Raw genomic sequence first — 15,929 nt, 5'->3', positions numbered from 1 at the left:
TCAATCGATTTCCACCGGGGTGAGAGGCGGGACAAGATCGAACAGTTCGACGATGTCCCGGTTACGCATGCGAACGCAGCCGTGTGACTGCGGCGTCCCGATCGGCTCGCTGTCCGGACAGCCGTGAATGTAGATATACCGCCGCATCGTATCGACTTCGCCGAGCCGGTTCCTGCCGACCTCGCACCCAGATAGCCAGAGAATCCGCGTCAGTATCCAGTCCCGGTCAGGATGCTCTGCCGCAAGATCCCGGCTGTAGATTTCACCCGTCGGGCGGCGCGCCTTGAATACGGTGTTTTCGGGAAATCCGGCACCGATCCTGGCGCGAACCAGATGTTTTCCGCGCGGGGTGCAGAAACTCCCCCGTGCCTCCCCCGCCCCGCGTGCCGCCGTCGATACCGGATAACTCCGCAGTTTTTTTCCTGCTGCATCGAACAGCGTCAAGGTCTGCTCGGCAAGAGAAATCCGGATATTCACCCTTGCCCCGCCTTCTTGGCTCGCCGCGCGGCAAAAAACCCCGACAGGAGTTGCCCGCACTCGTCCGCAAGCACCCCGCCGACAACTTCAGTGTGATGATTCAGACGCTCGACGGCAAACAAGTCGACGACGCTGCCATGTACGCCGGTTTTGGGGTCACGTGCGCCATAAACGACACGGGAAATGCGGGAATGCAGGATGGCGCCTGCGCACATGGCACACGGCTCAAGAGTCACGAAAAGCTCGCAGCCCGGCAGTCGATAGTTTTCCAGTGTCCTTGCTGCATCACGGAGGGCGGCGATTTCCGCGTGTGCCGTCGGGTCGGATTCGCCGATCGGCGCATTGAAACCGCGCCCGACAATCTTGCCATCGAGGACAACGACGGCCCCCACGGGCACCTCGCCGAGGCATTCCGCCGCCCGGGCCAGCGACAGCGCTTCACGCATGAAGAATTCATCAGTCATCGGAAAATTCTACATCACGATATGGCGCCGACACGCGCGAAATGACGCGGTCGACGTTTACGCGGAAGTCAGGCGGACGAAACCAGACGGCTCGGTTGCAGCCGCCCGGCACCATCGGATACAGCGACGCCAAGCAATTGCCCGAGGTGATAGACGCGGCATTTCCCGGCGGGCAAGCCCGGCATGTCGACTGGATTGCCATGAGCGAAACGTGCGGCAGCCGCACTCTCCAGATTCGCTACCGGCAAGCTCTGCAACAGCGAATCCGGCGGCAGCAGATAGCGAGCACGTTCTTCTTCTGGAAGGGTATTCAAGGTTTCCAGCGACACCGCGCAGGCCACGGTCAGATCACCCACGACCACCCGGCGTAACGCGGTCAGATGCGCACCGCAGCGCAACGCCGTGCCGATGTCCTCGGCCAGGGTCCGAATATAGGTTCCCTTGCTGCAAGTCACCCGCAGGCGACAGTAATCCGCCCCACTATCGAGCACCAGGAGTTCGCTGATCGTAACTTCGCGTGCCTCGCGTTCGACCTCGACTCCCTGGCGGGCCAATCGGTAAAGCGGCTGGCCGTCCCGCTTGAGTGCCGAGTACATCGGCGGAACCTGACGGATCTTGCCGCGAAACTGTGGCAGGACGGAATCCAGCTGGTGCCGTTCGATCTGCGCCGGGCAGCGCTCCAGTACCTGACCGTCGGCGTCGCCCGTGTCCGTGGTAATCCCGAAGCAGACGTCGGCTTCATACGTCTTGTCCGCTTCCAGGAGGTCGGCGGAGAACTTGGTCGCCTCGCCGAAACAGAGCGGCAACAACCCGGTGGCCATCGGATCGAGCGTCCCAGTATGTCCGGCCTTAGCCGCCGAAAAAAGCCGACGGGCCATCTGCAAGGCCGTATTCGAAGTCACCCCTTTGGGTTTGTCGAGCAAAAGGACGCCGTCAACGCGGCGCCAGACACGCTTTGGCCGGTCGTTCTGAATCAAGTCAGTTTTCTATGGAATCAGTTGAAGCGTCGGAGGCCTTGGATACGGCAACGGCCTCCTCGATCAGTCGGGAGAGATCAGCGCCTCGCTCAAGAGACTCGTCGAAGACGAAATGCAGTTGCGGCGTCGAATGAATGGTGATGCGCCGTCCAAGTTCACGCCGCAGGAAACCGGCGGCCTTCTGCAGCCCGGTGAGCACGGACGGAAGGTGCTCCCGTCCTGCCATGCTGCTGAAGAAGATCTTGGCGTGGGCATAGTCCGCGGACACCTCGACTCCGGTGATGCTGACCATGCCTACACGTGGATCCTTCAATTCGGTGCGAATCAACTCGGCAAGTTCACGCCGGATCTGCTCGGAAACCCGGTCGCGGCGTGAAAAACCTTTGTTTGCCGTCACGATGCGATTCCTTAGAGTGAACGCGCGACTTCAGTCAGGTCATAGACTTCGAGTTGATCGCCTTCCTCATAGTTGTTGTAGTTCTTCAACGACAGACCGCATTCGAAGCCGGAACGCACTTCCTTGACGTCGTCCTTGAAGCGCTTGAGCGATTCGAGTTCGCCTTCCCAGATGACGACGTTGTCGCGCAGCAGACGCGCACGCGACGAACGCTTGATGACACCTTCGAGCACGTAGCAGCCGGCGATCGTGCCGATCTTCGACGCGCGGAAAACCTGGCGGATCTCGACGAGGCCGGTGATCTCCTCTTTCTTCTCCGGAGCCAGCATGCCGGACAGCGCCGCCTTCACCTCATCGACGGCATCGTAGATGATGTTGTAGTAGCGAATGTCGACACCGAGGTTCTCGGCGGCCTTGCGGGCGCCGGCATCGGCACGGGTATTGAAGCCGATGATGACGGCCTTCGATGCCTGCCCCAGATTGACGTCGGATTCGCTGATTGCGCCAACCGCCGCGTGGATGACATTGACCTTGACCTCGTCGGTCGAGAGCTTCTGCAACGACTGAACGAGTGCTTCCTGCGAGCCCTGGACGTCGGCCTTGATGATCAGGGCCAGTGTCTTGACTTCAGACTCGCCCATCTGGTCGAGGATGTTCTCCAGGTTCGCCGCCTGCTTGGTGGCGAGTTTCACGTCGCGGAACTTGCCTTGACGGAACAAGGCGATTTCACGCGCCTTGCGCTCGTCGGCCAGAACCATGGCGTCCTGTCCCGCCGCGGGTACATCCGAAAGACCGAGGATTTCGACCGGGATCGACGGCCCGGCTTCCTTGATCGTTTTTCCGTTCTCGTCAAGCATCGCACGGATGCGCCCGAACACCTGACCGGTGAGCAGCACATCGCCTTGGCGCAGGGTGCCGGACTGAACCAGCATGGTCGCCACCGGCCCGCGTCCCTTGTCGAGGCGAGCTTCGATGATCAACCCCTTCGCCGGTGTCTCGACCGGCGATTTCAGTTCAAGAACTTCCGCCTGTAACAGCACGTTCTCGAGCAACTCGTCGATGCCGGCCCCGGTTTTGGCCGAGACGCTGATGAACGGCGAATCGCCGCCATACTCCTCTGGAACAACGGATTCCGCGACCAGTTCCTGCTTGACGCGGTCCGGGTTGGCTTCGGGCTTGTCGATCTTGTTGACTGCCACGACGATCGGGACCCCGGCAGCCTTGGCGTGGTGAATCGCTTCACGCGTCTGCGGCATCACGCCGTCGTCCGCTGCAACGACGAGAATGACGATATCGGTGGCTTTCGCACCACGCGCACGCATCGCCGTAAACGCTTCGTGACCCGGAGTATCAAGGAAGGTGACCATACCGCGTGCTGTTTCCACGTGGTACGCACCGATGTGCTGGGTTATGCCGCCGGCCTCGCCCGACGCAACGCGGGTGCGGCGGATGTAGTCGAGTAGCGAAGTCTTGCCGTGGTCGACGTGGCCCATGACGGTAACAACGGGCGCGCGCGGCAGTTGCGGCGCGTCCTTGTGTTCGTTGTCATCCAGGAAGGCATCCGGATCGTCGAGTTTGGCTGCAAAGGCCCGATGCCCCATCTCCTCGACGACGATCATCGCCGTTTCCTGATCGAGCACCTGGTTGATGGTGACCATCGAGCCCATCTTCATCAGCGTCTTGATAACTTCGATTCCCTTCACGGCCATCTTGTGGGCCAGATCGCTGACCGAGATCGTTTCGGGCACCTGAACATCATGAATGACAGCTTCGGTCGGTGCCTGGAAGGCGTGAGCCTGATCCGCGTCGGCATTGCGGTTGTTGCGCTTGCCGTGCTTGCCGTCGCGCCATTCACTGCCCGACGTAGCTCCGCGCGTCTTGAGACCACGCTTGCCGCCTTCCTCGCTCTTCCACGTCCCCTTCTTGTCGCCGCCTTTTTTCTCCGCGGCACCCGGCTTGGCATCGGTCTTGCGAGCGCCCCGATCAGCCTTTTCGCCTTTCTCCTCGGGTTTTCCGCTGGCGGTTTTCGCCGCCGCTACTTTTGCAGCTTCAGCGGCACGCGCAACAACCGCCTTTTCTTCGGCTTCTTTCTTCAGTCGGACAAGTTCCGCCGCGCGCTGCTGCTTCTCAAGGAACTCGGCCTCCTGGCGTGCACGCAACTCAGCGAAACGTTTCTCTTCTTCCGCGCGGAGACGTTGCTGCTCCTCGCCGATGATCGAGGCCCGCGTGATTACTTTCTTCGGCTGTGCCTTGGCAGCAGCCGGCTGCTCGGATTGTGCCTTGCCGGCCTTCTCCTTGCTCTTCGGAGCATGTTTTACCCTGGCTTCGACAGGTGCAACGGGCTCAGGTGCCGGTGTCGTGGCGGGAGGCGCTTCAACCGGTTGTGCAACCGCTTCAGCCACGATCGGTTCCTCTGCAGGCTCCACCTTCTCAGGCTCGGCAACGGCTTCGGCGACCGGCTCCGCAACTGGTTCGACAGCAGCCTCGAGCTGCGGCGCCGCCTCGACCTTCTCCTCGACGACAGGCGCCTCCACCTTCTCTTCGATAACAGGAGACGGTTCTGAAGGCGCCGGAGCGGCGGCTTTCGCTGCCGCCAGCATCTCGGCGCGAAGCTCGGCCGGGTCGCGTTTGACCAGCACGCGCTTCTTGCGTACTTCAACCTGTACGGTACGTGACTTGCCGTGCGAATCCTGTGCGCGGATCTCGGAGGTTTCCCGGCGCGTCAGGGTTATCTTGGTTTTCGACTCGGCTTCACCGTGGGAGCGACGCAGATATTCGAGCAACTTGGCTTTGTCCTGCTCGGTCAGCAGGTCATCCACCTTGTTTTTGGCCACGCCGGCCATCTGGAGCTGCTCAAGCAGCGCCGCAGCCGGCATTTTGAGATCGGTAGCGAATTGGGCAACGCTTGTTTGCGCCATGTGGATTCCTCTTTTCTGCGTACTCTTTACGGCTTATTCGAACCAGTGCGCGCGCGCCGTGGTAATCAATTGTTTGGCACGATCGGCGTCGACACCGGTCATTTCGATCAACTCGTCGATCGCCAGGTCCGCCAAATCATCGCGCGTCTTTACGCCATGGGTGGCAAGTTTTCCCGCCAGCGGCTTGTCCATGCCCTCGAGATTGAGCATATCCTCCGACACATCGCCGATCTGCTCCTCGGCAACGATCGCTTCGGTCAACAGTACGTTGCGGGCACGTTCGCGCAATTCCTGGACCATTGCCTCGTCGAATGCCTCGATCTCGAGCATTTCATGCAACGGGACATAGGCAACTTCTTCCAGAGTCGAGAAACCTTCGTTGATCAGCACGTTCGCCACGTCTTCGTCCAAGTCGAGCTTTTCCATGAACAACACTCGGATGGCGGCGGATTCGGCTTCAAGCCGGGTTTGTGATTCCTCTTCAGTCATGAGATTGATGGTCCAGCCGGTCAGTTCCGACGCCAGGCGCACGTTCTGACCACCACGACCGATCGCCACGGCCAGGTTGGCCTCGTCGACCACGACATCCATGCTGTGCCTGTCCTCGTCAACCACGACCGAAAGCACTTCGGCCGGCGCCAGTGCACCAACCACGAACTGAGCCGGATCGGCAGACCAGAGCACGATATCCACGCGCTCGCCGGCGAGTTCATTGGTTACGGCGGTAACACGCATCCCTCGCATGCCGACGCAGGTACCGATCGGATCGATCCGCGGGTCATTGGACTTGACCGCAATCTTTGCACGCATGCCGGCGTCGCGCGCAGCCGCCTTGATCTCGAGAAGTCCGTCATCGACTTCCGGCACTTCCATCTCGAACAGCTTGATGATGAATTCAGGCGCGGTGCGCGACAGAATCAACTGCGGCCCGCGGGCCTGGCGATCCACGCGGAGCAGGAAGGCCTTGACGCGATCACCGATTCGCAGGTTTTCGCGAGGGATCATCTGGTCACGCGGCAGCACGGCTTCAACCTTGCCGGCCTCGATAATGGCGTTGCCCCGCTCCATGCGCTTGATGGCGCCCGTAACCAGATGCTCCTTGCGCTCCAGGAAGTCATTGAGGATCTGGTCGCGCTCGGCGTCGCGGATCTTCTGCAGGATCACCTGCTTGGCTGCCTGCGCGCCAATCCGCCCAAAATCGATCGGCTCCAGCGTTTCCTCGAGGAAATCTCCAACCTCCACTTCCGCGTCCTGTTTGCACGCATCGGAGAGCGCAACATGCTGGGCTTCATGAATGAACTCTTCGTCCGGAACGACTTCCCAGCGGCGGAAACTCTCGAAATCACCGGTCTCACGATCAACCACCACGCGCACATCCGCATCATCGTGAATACGCTTCTTGGTCGCCGACGCAAGCGCCAGCTCCAATGCGCCGAAGACGATCTCCTTGGAGACGTTTTTCTCGCGGGCCAGCACGTCGACCAGCAGCAAAATTTCGCGACTCATTGTCTTACAACCCCCTAATCCAGCCTCTAATCGTCAGTCGAACTTTGGAACCAGCCGTGCCTTGTCGATGTTGCCGAACTCGAGCTCAACCTCTCCGGTATCGATCGTCAAATGCACCTTGCCATCCCGCATGCCGTGCAGGATGCCATTGAAATTCCGCCGCCCGCTCATCGGCAGTCGCAGCCGCAGATTGATCTCCGAACCGGCAAACCGCTCGAAATCGGCCTGCTTTTTCAGCACCCGATCGAGTCCCGGCGACGAAATCTCGAGACGGTCGTAATCAACCTCCTCGACCGCCAGCACCCGCGAGAGCTGATTGCTCACCAAGGCGCAGTCATCGACATCGATGCCACCTGCCTTTTCCGGCTTGTCGATAAAGACACGCAGCACAAGTCCGCGCGGACTCTGCTCGACATCGACCACCTCGTAGCCGAGCCCGACAACCGTTTTTTCGATGATCTCGATCAAATCCATAGCCACAAAAGAAAAATGGGCGAAAAGCCCATCCCTGTAATTTGCCCCCGAAGGAGCGAGCGGAAAACCGTTGGATTATAACGATAATCCGGCCCGCCGTAAATGGCGAAGGTAATATTCTGATGGTATTGCCCCCCCTGAACCGCGGTTCAGGCAAGGCAGGACGGCATCCTTCCGGATCGAAATGATTTCTTGCTACTCCCGCTGGCACTCCCCGTTGAAGAACATGGACACCCGACCGACTGGCAGCGGAGTCCAGATCTCGTTGTCGGTCAGCGGCACCGTCGCAATCAGGGCGACCCGATCGTCGGGGGTCGTCACTTCGTTAAAATCCAAGGACAAATCTTCGTCCTTGAGGTGCGCAACCGGAAACGGTGCCTGCCGGATGATGTAATGCAGATCAGTGGCCCGATGGGCAAACAGACAATCGCCATTGGACAGCAGGAAATTGAACGGGCCGTAACCCCTGACTTTTTCTGCGAACCGATCCAGCGCATCGCACAAGACCTCCCGGTCGGGCATCCCGCCTGGAAAAGTACGGCGAAGCGTTTGCAACAAGTGGCAAAAGGCACGCTCACTATCGGTTTGACCGACCGGCAGGAAGCTGCCATCCAATTCCGGGGCGTAATCAAGCAGGTTGCCGTTGTGCGCGAAGATCCAGTACCGCCCCCACAGTTCGCGCATGAACGGATGGGTGTTCTCGAGCCCCGTCGGACCCTGGGTCGCCTTGCGGATATGGGCGATGACGTTGAGCGAGCGGATCGGATAGTGACGCACCAATTCCGCCACCGGGGACCCCCACGAAGGCTGCGGATCGAGAAAGAGCCTCACCCCGGCCCCCTCGAAGAAGGCAATCCCCCAGCCATCGCGATGAATATCGGTGCCGCCGCCCCGCGCCTGAAAGCCGGTAAACGAGAAGCAAATGTCCGTGGGAACATTGCAATTCATACCCAGAAGCTGGCACATGGAAGCCTCGATCAGTCGATACGGAAAGCCATAGTGTAATCACTCACGCCGCATCGCGAATCGCTTTGCGTTATCGCCCGCCGGCCGCTGTCCAGAAGGTTTACAATGCGCGGCATTTCCGCAGAGCACTCCAGTAAGTAAATCCGACAGTCCATGGCTACCCACTCCCCCAAAGTGCTGATCGTCGACGACAACGACCTGATGCGCACCCTGCTTCGCGGCATTCTGCGCAGCGAAAGCTGCCAGGTTGTCGGTGAGGCCAAAAACGGAACGATCGCCCTGGAACTGGTCGACAGGACCTATCCTGACGTGGTGTTTCTCGATGTCATGATGCCGGAAATGGACGGCCTCGAAGTACTCCAGTACATCAAGGAACGCCACGCGCACATCAAGGTCATCATGATTACCGGCAACCCCAGCGTCGAGAACGTGCAGGAATCGATCCAGGGCGGCGCCTCCGGATTCATCGTCAAGCCGTTCAACATGGCACGCGTGCTCGACACGCTGCACAAGGCGCTGCAAGGCACCGAAAAGTCCGCTCAGTAAGGACGCTAAAAGCTGTTTTTCCACGCCCGGAGGGCCGCAAAAACCTCGACGGGCTCATCCGACAACGCCCCCTGTCTTATCGCCGCCGCGCGCACCGCAGGTTCAACGCAACGCAGGAACGGATTGGTTTCCTTTTCGAGCGCAAGCATCGACGGGACTGTCGCTTGCCCACCAGCGCGGCGCATGGAAACGTCAGCGACACGTTCACGCAAGCGCTGATTCTCCGGTTCGACGGCCAACGCGAAACGCAGGTTGGATTCCGTGTATTCATGGGCACAAAAAATCAGCGTTTCGTCCGGCAATGCCGCCAGCCGGGATAGCGAGTCGAACATCTGTACCGGCGTTCCTTCGAAAACACGTCCGCAGCCGCCCGTGAACAAGGTGTCGCCGCAAAAGAGGTGATTCGCTGCCAGATAAGCCAGGTGTCCCGACGTGTGTCCGGGCACCGGAATCACCTCGAAAGCAGTCCCCAACGAGGGGAATTGCACCCGCTCGCCCCCGCTCAAGGGACGGGAAAGGCCTGTGATAGACTCCCCCGCCGGACCGAACACGTCGACACGGGAGTAATCCAGCAGGGCGGCAATTCCGCCTTGATGATCCTGATGATGATGCGTCACGAGGATGGCCTCCAGCGCCAGCTCCTCACGCTCGAGCACTTCCAGGACGGGGCCGGCATCACCGGGGTCGACAACCACCGCCGCTCCACCTTTGCGCAGCAGCCAGATGTAGTTATCCTTGAACGCGGGGATTCGAACGACGTCAAACATGACCCGATTTTGAAAGAACAGCGAGAAATGTCAATAACCGGTATCGATGAGTGGCTTTCGACCCCGCAAGGTCGCTACGTCATCACCTGGGAACAGGACAAGATCGACGCCGTGGTTGACGACCTCTTCGGGTACAACGCCCTGCAGCTCGGCCTGCCCCAGATTCAATTGCTTGCCCACAACCGGATCCCCTTGCGCCAGATTGCCGGCGAGACCGGCAAGGTCGACGTACTGTGCGATTTGCGGGAATTGCCTTTCGCCGCCAACAGCATCGACCTGGTCGTCTTGCCGCATGTTCTCGAATTTCACGACGACCCGCACCAGATCCTGCGGGAGGTCGAACGCATCCTCATCCCCGACGGACAACTGGTCATCACCGGATTCAATCCGTTATCGCTTTGGGGACTGCGGCGCAAACTGCCCAAATGCCCGGACACATTCCCCATGAACGGCAACTACATCTCCGTCCTCCGACTGAAGGATTGGCTGCAGTTGCTCAATTTCGAAGTCGACCGTGGCAATTTCGGTTGCTATGCCCCTCCCTGCCAGAACGAAAAATGGCTCCATCGCTGGCATTTTCTCGAAGCGGCCGGTGATCGCTGGTGGAGCTTCGCAGGGGGCGTTTATATGCTGAGAGCCATCAAGCGCGTCCGCGGAATGCGCCTGATCATGCCCGACTGGAGCCAAAAAAAAGCGCCCGCCAAGGCGCTCACCCCCATCATTCACAAAGAAAGCGAAAAGCGTGGTTTCTGAAGCAAGCATCGACATCTTCACCGACGGCGGCTGCCGCGGCAACCCCGGCCCCGGCGGCTGGGGCGCAATACTCACCGCGGGCGCAGCGGAAAAGGAACTGTGGGGAGGCGAACCCGACACCACCAACAACCGCATGGAACTTACCGCGGTGATCCGCGCGCTCGAAGCCCTCAAGCGTCCAGTCGCAGCCCGGTTGCACACCGATTCGCAATACGTCCAGAAAGGCATCAGCCAATGGATTCATAACTGGAAACGTAATGGCTGGCGCACCGCCGACAAAAAGCCCGTGAAAAACGCCGATCTCTGGCAACAACTCGACAAACTGGTTGCACTGCACAAGATCGAATGGGTCTGGGTCAAGGGCCACGCCGGACACCCCGGCAACGAACGCGCCGACCAGCTCGCCAATCGCGGCATAGACGAACTGCTTTCCACGCAACGCTCCAACTGATACGCAGGAAAACACTGAAATAGTCGTCACCCCGGCGAAGGCCGGGGTCCAGTTCGTTGAATTTTCTGGATTCCGGCCTGCGCCGGAATGACAAATCGTCAAGAAATCATCCCCTAACTAAAGCCATGCGCCAGATTTTTCTCGATACAGAAACCACCGGTCTGGAACACAGGCTCGGACACCGAATCATCGAAGTTGGCTGCGTCGAAATGCGCAACCGACGCCTCACCCATCGACATTTCCATCGCTACACGAACCCGGATCGGGACATCGACGCCGGGGCGCTGGCAGTACACGGCATCAGCCTGGAGTTCCTGCAGGACAAGCCGCGCTTCGCGGAAATCGCCGAGGAATTTCTCGACTTCGTGCGTGGCGCCGAGTTGATCATCCACAACGCACCGTTCGATATCGGCTTCATCAACGCCGAACTGGCGCGGCTCGACATGGCGCCGATCGAAACCGTCTGCCGCGGCGTCATCGATTCCCTCCGCCTCGCCAAAGAACTCCATCCGGGCAAGAAGAACAACCTCGACGTACTGTGCGACCGCTACGGCATCGACAACTCGAAGCGAACGCTGCACGGCGCGCTGCTCGACGCGGAGATTCTCGCTGACGTCTACATCGGAATGACGCGTGGTCAGGAAAGCCTGATCATGGAGACCGACGAAGGTCCGTCGCAACAGCAGGACTTCGCGGGAGGCGAAGCGCAGATAACCGGTCTCGCGCCTGACATCCGCCGTGTATTTCACGTCCTGAAGGCAGACGAGACCGAACAAGCCGAGCACGCGCAACTGCTCGCGGCAATCCAGAAGGAAAGCAAGGGCAAGTGCCTGTGGCTCTCTGACGTTGACGGCGCCACCTGAACCGGATTGCAGAGACCTTTCTCTGCGATGGCACAGTGAACCCGAGCCCCCCCGCCACTTCACGCAAATAGCGCCGCTATTGATTAGGTCCGAAGGAGCATGAACTCGTCACCCCGGCGAAGGCCGGGGTCCAGTCGGCGGCAACTCTCCGATACTGGATACCGGCCTTCGCCGGTATGACGGGAACTTTCTATTTCATCGAGCCGGAGCAATAAGACACGCATCGGGACAGGAGCGCCATGAATCCCGTGTCGCGATTGAGGCATTTTCCCTTTTTTGCCCCCGTGGGGTGATCCGGCTCACGGTATAATCGCCGCCTCTGCCCGGATGGTGAAATTGGTAGACACAAGAGACTTAAAATCTCTCGGCCTTACGGCTGTACCGGTTCGATCCCGGTTCCGGGCACCATATAACTCCAGCATAATCGTCGCTGTATAGGCTTAGAATGCGGTGGCGTCCTTTTTTTGGCGGTAGGCGAGAGGGGAGTCCAGTGGTTGCGAGAGTCTCGTTAGCATTCCGTGAAGCGTTTGCGTCGGCGAAAGTCGGGGAACTTAACTTCCCGACCAGTCTGGATGCCAGTCGGCGTGTGTTAAAGGCTGTCGAAAATCCGGATATCGGATTGGCTACGCTGGCCAAGATTGTCGTCTCCGAGCCGCTGTTGTCGGCCAAGGTCATCCGGCTGGCCAATTCGGTAGCGCTCAATCCGTCCAACCAGATCATCCGCGACGTGCGTCTGGCCGTCGTGCGCGTCGGCATGGATCCGATCAAGGCGCTGGCCATGGTGCTGATCATGAATCAGTTGCGCCAGTCGCAGCGACATAGCGGCACGCGCAACCTGGCCAGCCGCCTTTGGGAACGCAGCATCAACGTTGCCGCGTTGGCGTACGTGATCGCCAAGAAAATGACGACGCTGAGTCCGGACGAGGCGATGTTCGCCGGCATCGTGCACGACCTCGGGCGTTTCTATCTTCTTTCGCAGGCAGTCGATTATCCCGAATTGCTGGAAAACCCCGAGGCGTTGGCCGAAGCGGTCAACGATCTCGCGGATCGCGCCACGCGTCTGGTGCTCGGCGAGTTGAACCTGCCCGCGTCGGTGGTCGAGGCAGTGCTGGCCTCGCGCCAGTATGGCAAGACGATGCCGCCATCGAAGCTGAGCGATGTGCTGTTCATCGCCCGGGCGCTGTCGCCGCGAATCGATCCGTTCAACGAACTCGATCCGCGTGTCCTCTCCGTCAATGCAGCAGAGGCCCTCGGGCTTGACCAGAGCACCGTGGAAGAGGTTATTGCCGCCTCGGGCGACGAGATTTACTCCATCGTCGTCGCCCTCGAATCATGAGCCTGCGCCTGATTGCAGTCGTGTGCGCAACTTTGGCGCTGGTCGGTTGCGGTGTCGAAACAGCCGGAACCGCGGCTGTTGTCGGGAAAATGCAGGCGGACCAGGCCAGCCAGGCAAAGCAGTCACTGGATTCGGTGAAAGCCAGCCTTGAGACCGCCGGGCAACAGTCCGAGGAGCGGCTTCGACAAGCCGAGAGCGCAACGAACGGCGACGCTGCGAAATAGTCAGGTGTCCGCGTAGTTCGGACCTTCGCCCCCCTGTGGTGGCACCCAGTCGATGTTCCGGGATGGATCCTTGATGTCGCAAGCCTTGCAGTGCAGGCAGTTGGCGGCGTTGATCTGCAACCGTGGCTGGCCGTCGGCGTCGGCCAGGATCTCGTAAACCCCCGCCGGGCAGTAGCGCTGCTCGGGCGCGTTGTAATCCGCCAGATTCACCTCGATCGGGATCGCTTCACTTTTGAGGCGAAGATGGCACGGCTGGTTTTCCTCGTGCGCGGTGTTCGACAGATAAACGGATGACGGGCGGTCGAAAGACAGGATGCCGTCGGGCGCCGGATAGTCGATCGGCTGGCTGTCAGCTGCCTTTTCCAGCGCCAGGCAGTCGGCCCGCGGGGGCGATGGCCCCCATGCGGCCTTGCCGCGAAACAGGTGCTGTTCGACAGCGAACAGGGCCCCACCAAGGACGATGCCTTTTTCCAACCACGATTTGAAATTGCGGGCGCGGAACAATTCGTCATACAGCGAGCTGTGACGGAAGGCGAGCGGGTAGGCGGTCAGTTCGTCATGGCCCCTCCCAGCACCCAGCGCAGCAACGCACGCTTCGGCCGCCAGTGTTGCTGAGATGATGGCGCCGTGCGAGCCTTTCGTCCGGGCCGCATTGAGAAAGCCGGCGTCATCACCGATCAGGGCGCCGCCCGGGAAAACGAGCCGCGGCAGCGCGTTCAGCCCGCCGGAGGTGATCGTACGGGCGCCATAGGCGAGCCGCTTTCCGCCCTCCAGATGGCCGCGCAGCGCGGGATGCGTCTTGAAACGCTGGAATTCCTCGAAGGGCGATAGGTACGGGTTGGCATAACCCAGGCCGGTGACGAAGCCGACCGAAACCTGACTATTGGCCTGGTGGTACAGAAAACCGCCGCCGTAGGTTCGTCCGTCGAGCGGCCAGCCCGCAGTGTGGATGACCTGCCCCGGACAATGGCGGTCGGCAGGAACCTCCCACACCTCCTTGACGCCGAGGCCGAACAGTTGTGCGGACGCCGAACTGCGCAGGCCGAAGCGATTTTCGAGCTGCTTGCCGAGGTGACCGCGCGAACCTTCAGCAAACAGGGTGTAGCGTGCATGCAACTCCATCCCCGGCTGGAAGGACGGTCCCGGATCGCCGTTTCGTAAACGCCCGAGGTCTCCGGTAGCAACGCCAGTCACCGCTCCGTCGTCCTTGTAGAGGATTTCGGCGCCGGCGAAGCCCGGATAGATCTCGACACCGAGCGCTTCTGCCGTCTGGCCGAGCCAGCGGCACAGGTTGGACAGGCTGAGGACGAAATTGCCGGTGTGGTGAAAACAGTCGGGCAGCAGCCATGCGGGAAGCTCGAATACGCCGTTCTTGCGGAGGAACAGGAAACGCTCCTCGCTCACCGGAAGTACGCCAGAGGCTTGTTCCCGCCAACCCGGCAGCAAGGTGTCGAGTGCCACCGGATCCATGATCGTTCCGGAAAGGACATGCCCGCCTATTTCCGCACTCTTCTCGATCAGGCAGACGCTGATATCGCTGGCGAGTTGCTTGATCCGTATCGCTGCGGCAAGCCCGGCCGGACCGCCACCAACGATCAGGACGTCGTAGCTCATCGATTCGCGGGACATGGAAGACGACAATTCCTGACGGAACACGAGAAGGGCGAAATCGTAGTGATTAATCGTGAATCGATCAAGAATTGACTGAATTGCACCCCGGCGTGCACTGGGCGATTGCCCAGCTGCGTGCATGGCTGGCCGGAAACTGAAAATCCAGTTGGCCTATAATCCAACCTTTTCTGGATGTAACGGCTATGTGGTTCAAGAACCTCCAGCTTTATCGCCTCCCCCGTAATTGGGAAATGACGGCTGAAGCACTCGAAGAACGGTTGTCAGAAAATCCTCTTCAGCCCTGTGACAGTGCAACACCCTTGAGCGCAGGCTGGATCCCCCCGCGCGCCAACGGGCCGCTGGTGCATTCAGTCAACCGGCAATGGCTGATTGCGCTGGGCGTCGAGCAAAAGCTGCTGCCCTCCTTCGTCGTCAAGCAGCATGTCGCCGAGCGCGCGCAGGAAATCGAGGAAAGCCAGGGGCGGCGCGTCGGGCGCCGGGAACTCCGCGAACTCGCCGAAGCTGTCACCCAGGAACTGCTCCCGCGCGCCTTCACCCGCAAGCGCCGGACGTTCTGCTGGATCGACCCGGTCAATGGCTGGCTGGTCATCGACGCCTCCGCTCCTGCCAAGGCCGACGAAATGATCGAGATCCTGCACAAATCGGTGAATTCCCTGCCGCTAAAGCCGCTCAAGGTTACTCAATCCCCTATGTCAGCGATGACCGGATGGATCGCCGACGGCAACGCCCCGGCAGGCTTCACCATCGACCAGGACATGGAGTTGCGCTCCGCAGAAAACGCGGTTGTCCGCTACGCCAAGCATGCGCTCGACGGCGAGGAAATCCCGGGCCATATCGCCGCGGGCAAGGTCGTCACCCGGCTGGCGATGACCTGGGCGGACAAGATTTCCTTCGTCCTCGACGACAAGCTGCAAGTCAAGCGACTGGCGTTTCTCGACATTCTCAAGGAAGCAACCGACGGGCAGGCCGAAAACGAAGACGAACAATTCGATCTCGATTTCGTGCTGATGACCGGCGAACTGGCACACCTGCTGACCGACCTGGTCGAGGCACTCGGCGGCGAAATGCCCGAGGCAGAATGACCCGTCATTTCCGTGTCCAAATCGTTATGGAAACACTGAAGTATCCGTCACCCCGGCGCAGGCCGGGGTCCAGTTCGTTGAATTTTCTGGATTCCG

17 protein-coding genes and 1 tRNA gene are annotated in these 15,929 nt (G+C 60.2%); 8 read left to right on the top strand and 10 right to left on the bottom strand.

Going from position 1 to position 15,929, the window contains the following annotated elements; translation table 11 throughout:
• From BO74_RS01615 to BO74_RS01580, 8 genes are all read right to left on the bottom strand, one after another.
• Entirely contained in the window at positions 1-477 is a 477-nt protein-coding gene (locus tag BO74_RS01615) for a L,D-transpeptidase family protein (RefSeq protein WP_496439535.1), read from the bottom strand.
• Positions 474-941 carry a tRNA adenosine(34) deaminase TadA gene (tadA, locus tag BO74_RS01610; RefSeq protein WP_305075549.1) on the bottom strand — a complete coding sequence of 156 codons (468 nt, stop codon included), beginning with the start codon at positions 939-941 and terminating at the stop codon, positions 474-476. The genes BO74_RS01615 and tadA overlap by 4 nt, the downstream gene beginning before the upstream one ends.
• A 68-nt stretch (positions 942-1,009) precedes the next feature.
• Positions 1,010-1,915, bottom strand: a complete 906-nt coding sequence (truB, locus tag BO74_RS01605; RefSeq protein WP_496439750.1) for a tRNA pseudouridine(55) synthase TruB — start codon at positions 1,913-1,915, stop codon at positions 1,010-1,012.
• A 4-nt stretch (positions 1,916-1,919) separates the two neighbouring features.
• Positions 1,920-2,315, bottom strand: a complete 396-nt coding sequence (gene rbfA, locus BO74_RS01600; RefSeq protein ID WP_496439534.1) for a 30S ribosome-binding factor RbfA — start codon at positions 2,313-2,315, stop codon at positions 1,920-1,922.
• A gap of 11 nt (positions 2,316-2,326) precedes the next feature.
• The gene (infB, locus tag BO74_RS01595) at positions 2,327-5,233 is read right to left on the bottom strand and encodes a translation initiation factor IF-2 (protein WP_496439532.1); all 2,907 of its coding nucleotides are present in this window, start codon (positions 5,231-5,233) and stop codon (positions 2,327-2,329) included.
• A 33-nt stretch (positions 5,234-5,266) separates the two neighbouring features.
• Positions 5,267-6,739, bottom strand: a complete 1,473-nt coding sequence (nusA, locus tag BO74_RS01590) for a transcription termination factor NusA (RefSeq protein WP_496439530.1) — start codon at positions 6,737-6,739, stop codon at positions 5,267-5,269.
• Between the two features lie 33 nt (positions 6,740-6,772).
• Positions 6,773-7,213 (bottom strand): ribosome maturation factor RimP, encoded by a 441-nt coding sequence (gene rimP / locus BO74_RS01585; RefSeq protein WP_496439749.1) that lies wholly within the window; start codon positions 7,211-7,213, stop codon positions 6,773-6,775.
• Between the two features lie 195 nt (positions 7,214-7,408).
• The gene (locus BO74_RS01580) at positions 7,409-8,179 is read right to left on the bottom strand and encodes a class II glutamine amidotransferase (RefSeq protein ID WP_496439528.1); all 771 of its coding nucleotides are present in this window, start codon (positions 8,177-8,179) and stop codon (positions 7,409-7,411) included.
• Between the two features lie 153 nt (positions 8,180-8,332).
• Between BO74_RS01580 and BO74_RS01575 the strand changes: the two genes are divergently transcribed.
• The gene (locus BO74_RS01575; RefSeq protein WP_496439526.1) at positions 8,333-8,725 is read left to right on the top strand and encodes a response regulator; all 393 of its coding nucleotides are present in this window, start codon (positions 8,333-8,335) and stop codon (positions 8,723-8,725) included.
• 5 nt (positions 8,726-8,730) lie between these two features.
• Here BO74_RS01575 and gloB read toward each other — a convergent pair whose 3' ends face one another.
• Entirely contained in the window at positions 8,731-9,492 is a 762-nt protein-coding gene (gene gloB / locus BO74_RS01570; protein WP_496439524.1) for a hydroxyacylglutathione hydrolase, read from the bottom strand.
• A gap of 27 nt (positions 9,493-9,519) precedes the next feature.
• Here gloB and BO74_RS01565 point away from each other — a divergent pair, with 27 nt between their 5' ends.
• The 6 genes from BO74_RS01565 to BO74_RS01540 all read left to right on the top strand — a co-directional run bounded on the left by BO74_RS01565 (position 9,520) and on the right by BO74_RS01540 (position 13,119).
• Entirely contained in the window at positions 9,520-10,245 is a 726-nt protein-coding gene (locus tag BO74_RS01565) for a class I SAM-dependent methyltransferase (RefSeq protein ID WP_496439523.1), read from the top strand.
• Positions 10,235-10,696, top strand: coding sequence for a ribonuclease HI (rnhA, locus tag BO74_RS01560; protein ID WP_496439521.1), 462 nt, complete (start codon positions 10,235-10,237; stop codon positions 10,694-10,696). The genes BO74_RS01565 and rnhA overlap by 11 nt, the downstream gene beginning before the upstream one ends.
• A gap of 125 nt (positions 10,697-10,821) precedes the next feature.
• Positions 10,822-11,559, top strand: coding sequence for a DNA polymerase III subunit epsilon (gene dnaQ, locus BO74_RS01555; protein ID WP_496439519.1), 738 nt, complete (start codon positions 10,822-10,824; stop codon positions 11,557-11,559).
• A gap of 321 nt (positions 11,560-11,880) precedes the next feature.
• Positions 11,881-11,967 (top strand) — tRNA-Leu (locus BO74_RS01550).
• 37 nt (positions 11,968-12,004) lie between these two features.
• The gene (locus BO74_RS01545; protein WP_496439517.1) at positions 12,005-12,895 is read left to right on the top strand and encodes an HDOD domain-containing protein; all 891 of its coding nucleotides are present in this window, start codon (positions 12,005-12,007) and stop codon (positions 12,893-12,895) included.
• Positions 12,892-13,119, top strand: a complete 228-nt coding sequence (locus tag BO74_RS01540) for a hypothetical protein (RefSeq protein ID WP_496439515.1) — start codon at positions 12,892-12,894, stop codon at positions 13,117-13,119. The genes BO74_RS01545 and BO74_RS01540 overlap by 4 nt, the downstream gene beginning before the upstream one ends.
• Here the strand turns inward: BO74_RS01540 and BO74_RS01535 are convergent, their stop codons facing one another.
• Positions 13,120-14,748, bottom strand: coding sequence for an electron transfer flavoprotein-ubiquinone oxidoreductase (locus BO74_RS01535; protein ID WP_496439514.1), 1,629 nt, complete (start codon positions 14,746-14,748; stop codon positions 13,120-13,122).
• Between the two features lie 185 nt (positions 14,749-14,933).
• On the opposite strand from BO74_RS01535, the gene BO74_RS01530 reads away from it, so the two are divergent.
• Positions 14,934-15,833, top strand: coding sequence for a recombination-associated protein RdgC (locus BO74_RS01530; RefSeq protein ID WP_496439513.1), 900 nt, complete (start codon positions 14,934-14,936; stop codon positions 15,831-15,833).
• The last annotated feature ends 96 nt before the right edge of the window (positions 15,834-15,929 follow it).

Source organism: Propionivibrio pelophilus DSM 12018, assembly GCF_059569095.1.
This window is presented reverse-complemented; position numbering and strand designations above follow the sequence as displayed.

Bases quoted from the DNA above. Each gene is read 5' to 3' on its own strand.
- gloB (WP_496439524.1), bottom strand. From the start codon at position 9,492: ATGTTTGACGTCGTTCGAATCCCCGCGTTCAAGGATAACTACATCTGG.
- BO74_RS01565 (WP_496439523.1), top strand. From the start codon at position 9,520: ATGTCAATAACCGGTATCGATGAGTGGCTTTCGACCCCGCAAGGTCGC.
- BO74_RS01535 (WP_496439514.1), bottom strand. From the start codon at position 14,748: ATGTCCCGCGAATCGATGAGCTACGACGTCCTGATCGTTGGTGGCGGT.
- nusA (WP_496439530.1), bottom strand. From the start codon at position 6,739: ATGAGTCGCGAAATTTTGCTGCTGGTCGACGTGCTGGCCCGCGAGAAA.
- BO74_RS01545 (WP_496439517.1), top strand. From the start codon at position 12,005: ATGCGGTGGCGTCCTTTTTTTGGCGGTAGGCGAGAGGGGAGTCCAGTG.
- BO74_RS01540 (WP_496439515.1), top strand. From the start codon at position 12,892: ATGAGCCTGCGCCTGATTGCAGTCGTGTGCGCAACTTTGGCGCTGGTC.
- BO74_RS01575 (WP_496439526.1), top strand. From the start codon at position 8,333: ATGGCTACCCACTCCCCCAAAGTGCTGATCGTCGACGACAACGACCTG.
- dnaQ (WP_496439519.1), top strand. From the start codon at position 10,822: ATGCGCCAGATTTTTCTCGATACAGAAACCACCGGTCTGGAACACAGG.
- BO74_RS01580 (WP_496439528.1), bottom strand. From the start codon at position 8,179: ATGTGCCAGCTTCTGGGTATGAATTGCAATGTTCCCACGGACATTTGC.
- BO74_RS01530 (WP_496439513.1), top strand. From the start codon at position 14,934: ATGTGGTTCAAGAACCTCCAGCTTTATCGCCTCCCCCGTAATTGGGAA.
- tadA (WP_305075549.1), bottom strand. From the start codon at position 941: ATGACTGATGAATTCTTCATGCGTGAAGCGCTGTCGCTGGCCCGGGCG.
- infB (WP_496439532.1), bottom strand. From the start codon at position 5,233: ATGGCGCAAACAAGCGTTGCCCAATTCGCTACCGATCTCAAAATGCCG.
- rimP (WP_496439749.1), bottom strand. From the start codon at position 7,213: ATGGATTTGATCGAGATCATCGAAAAAACGGTTGTCGGGCTCGGCTAC.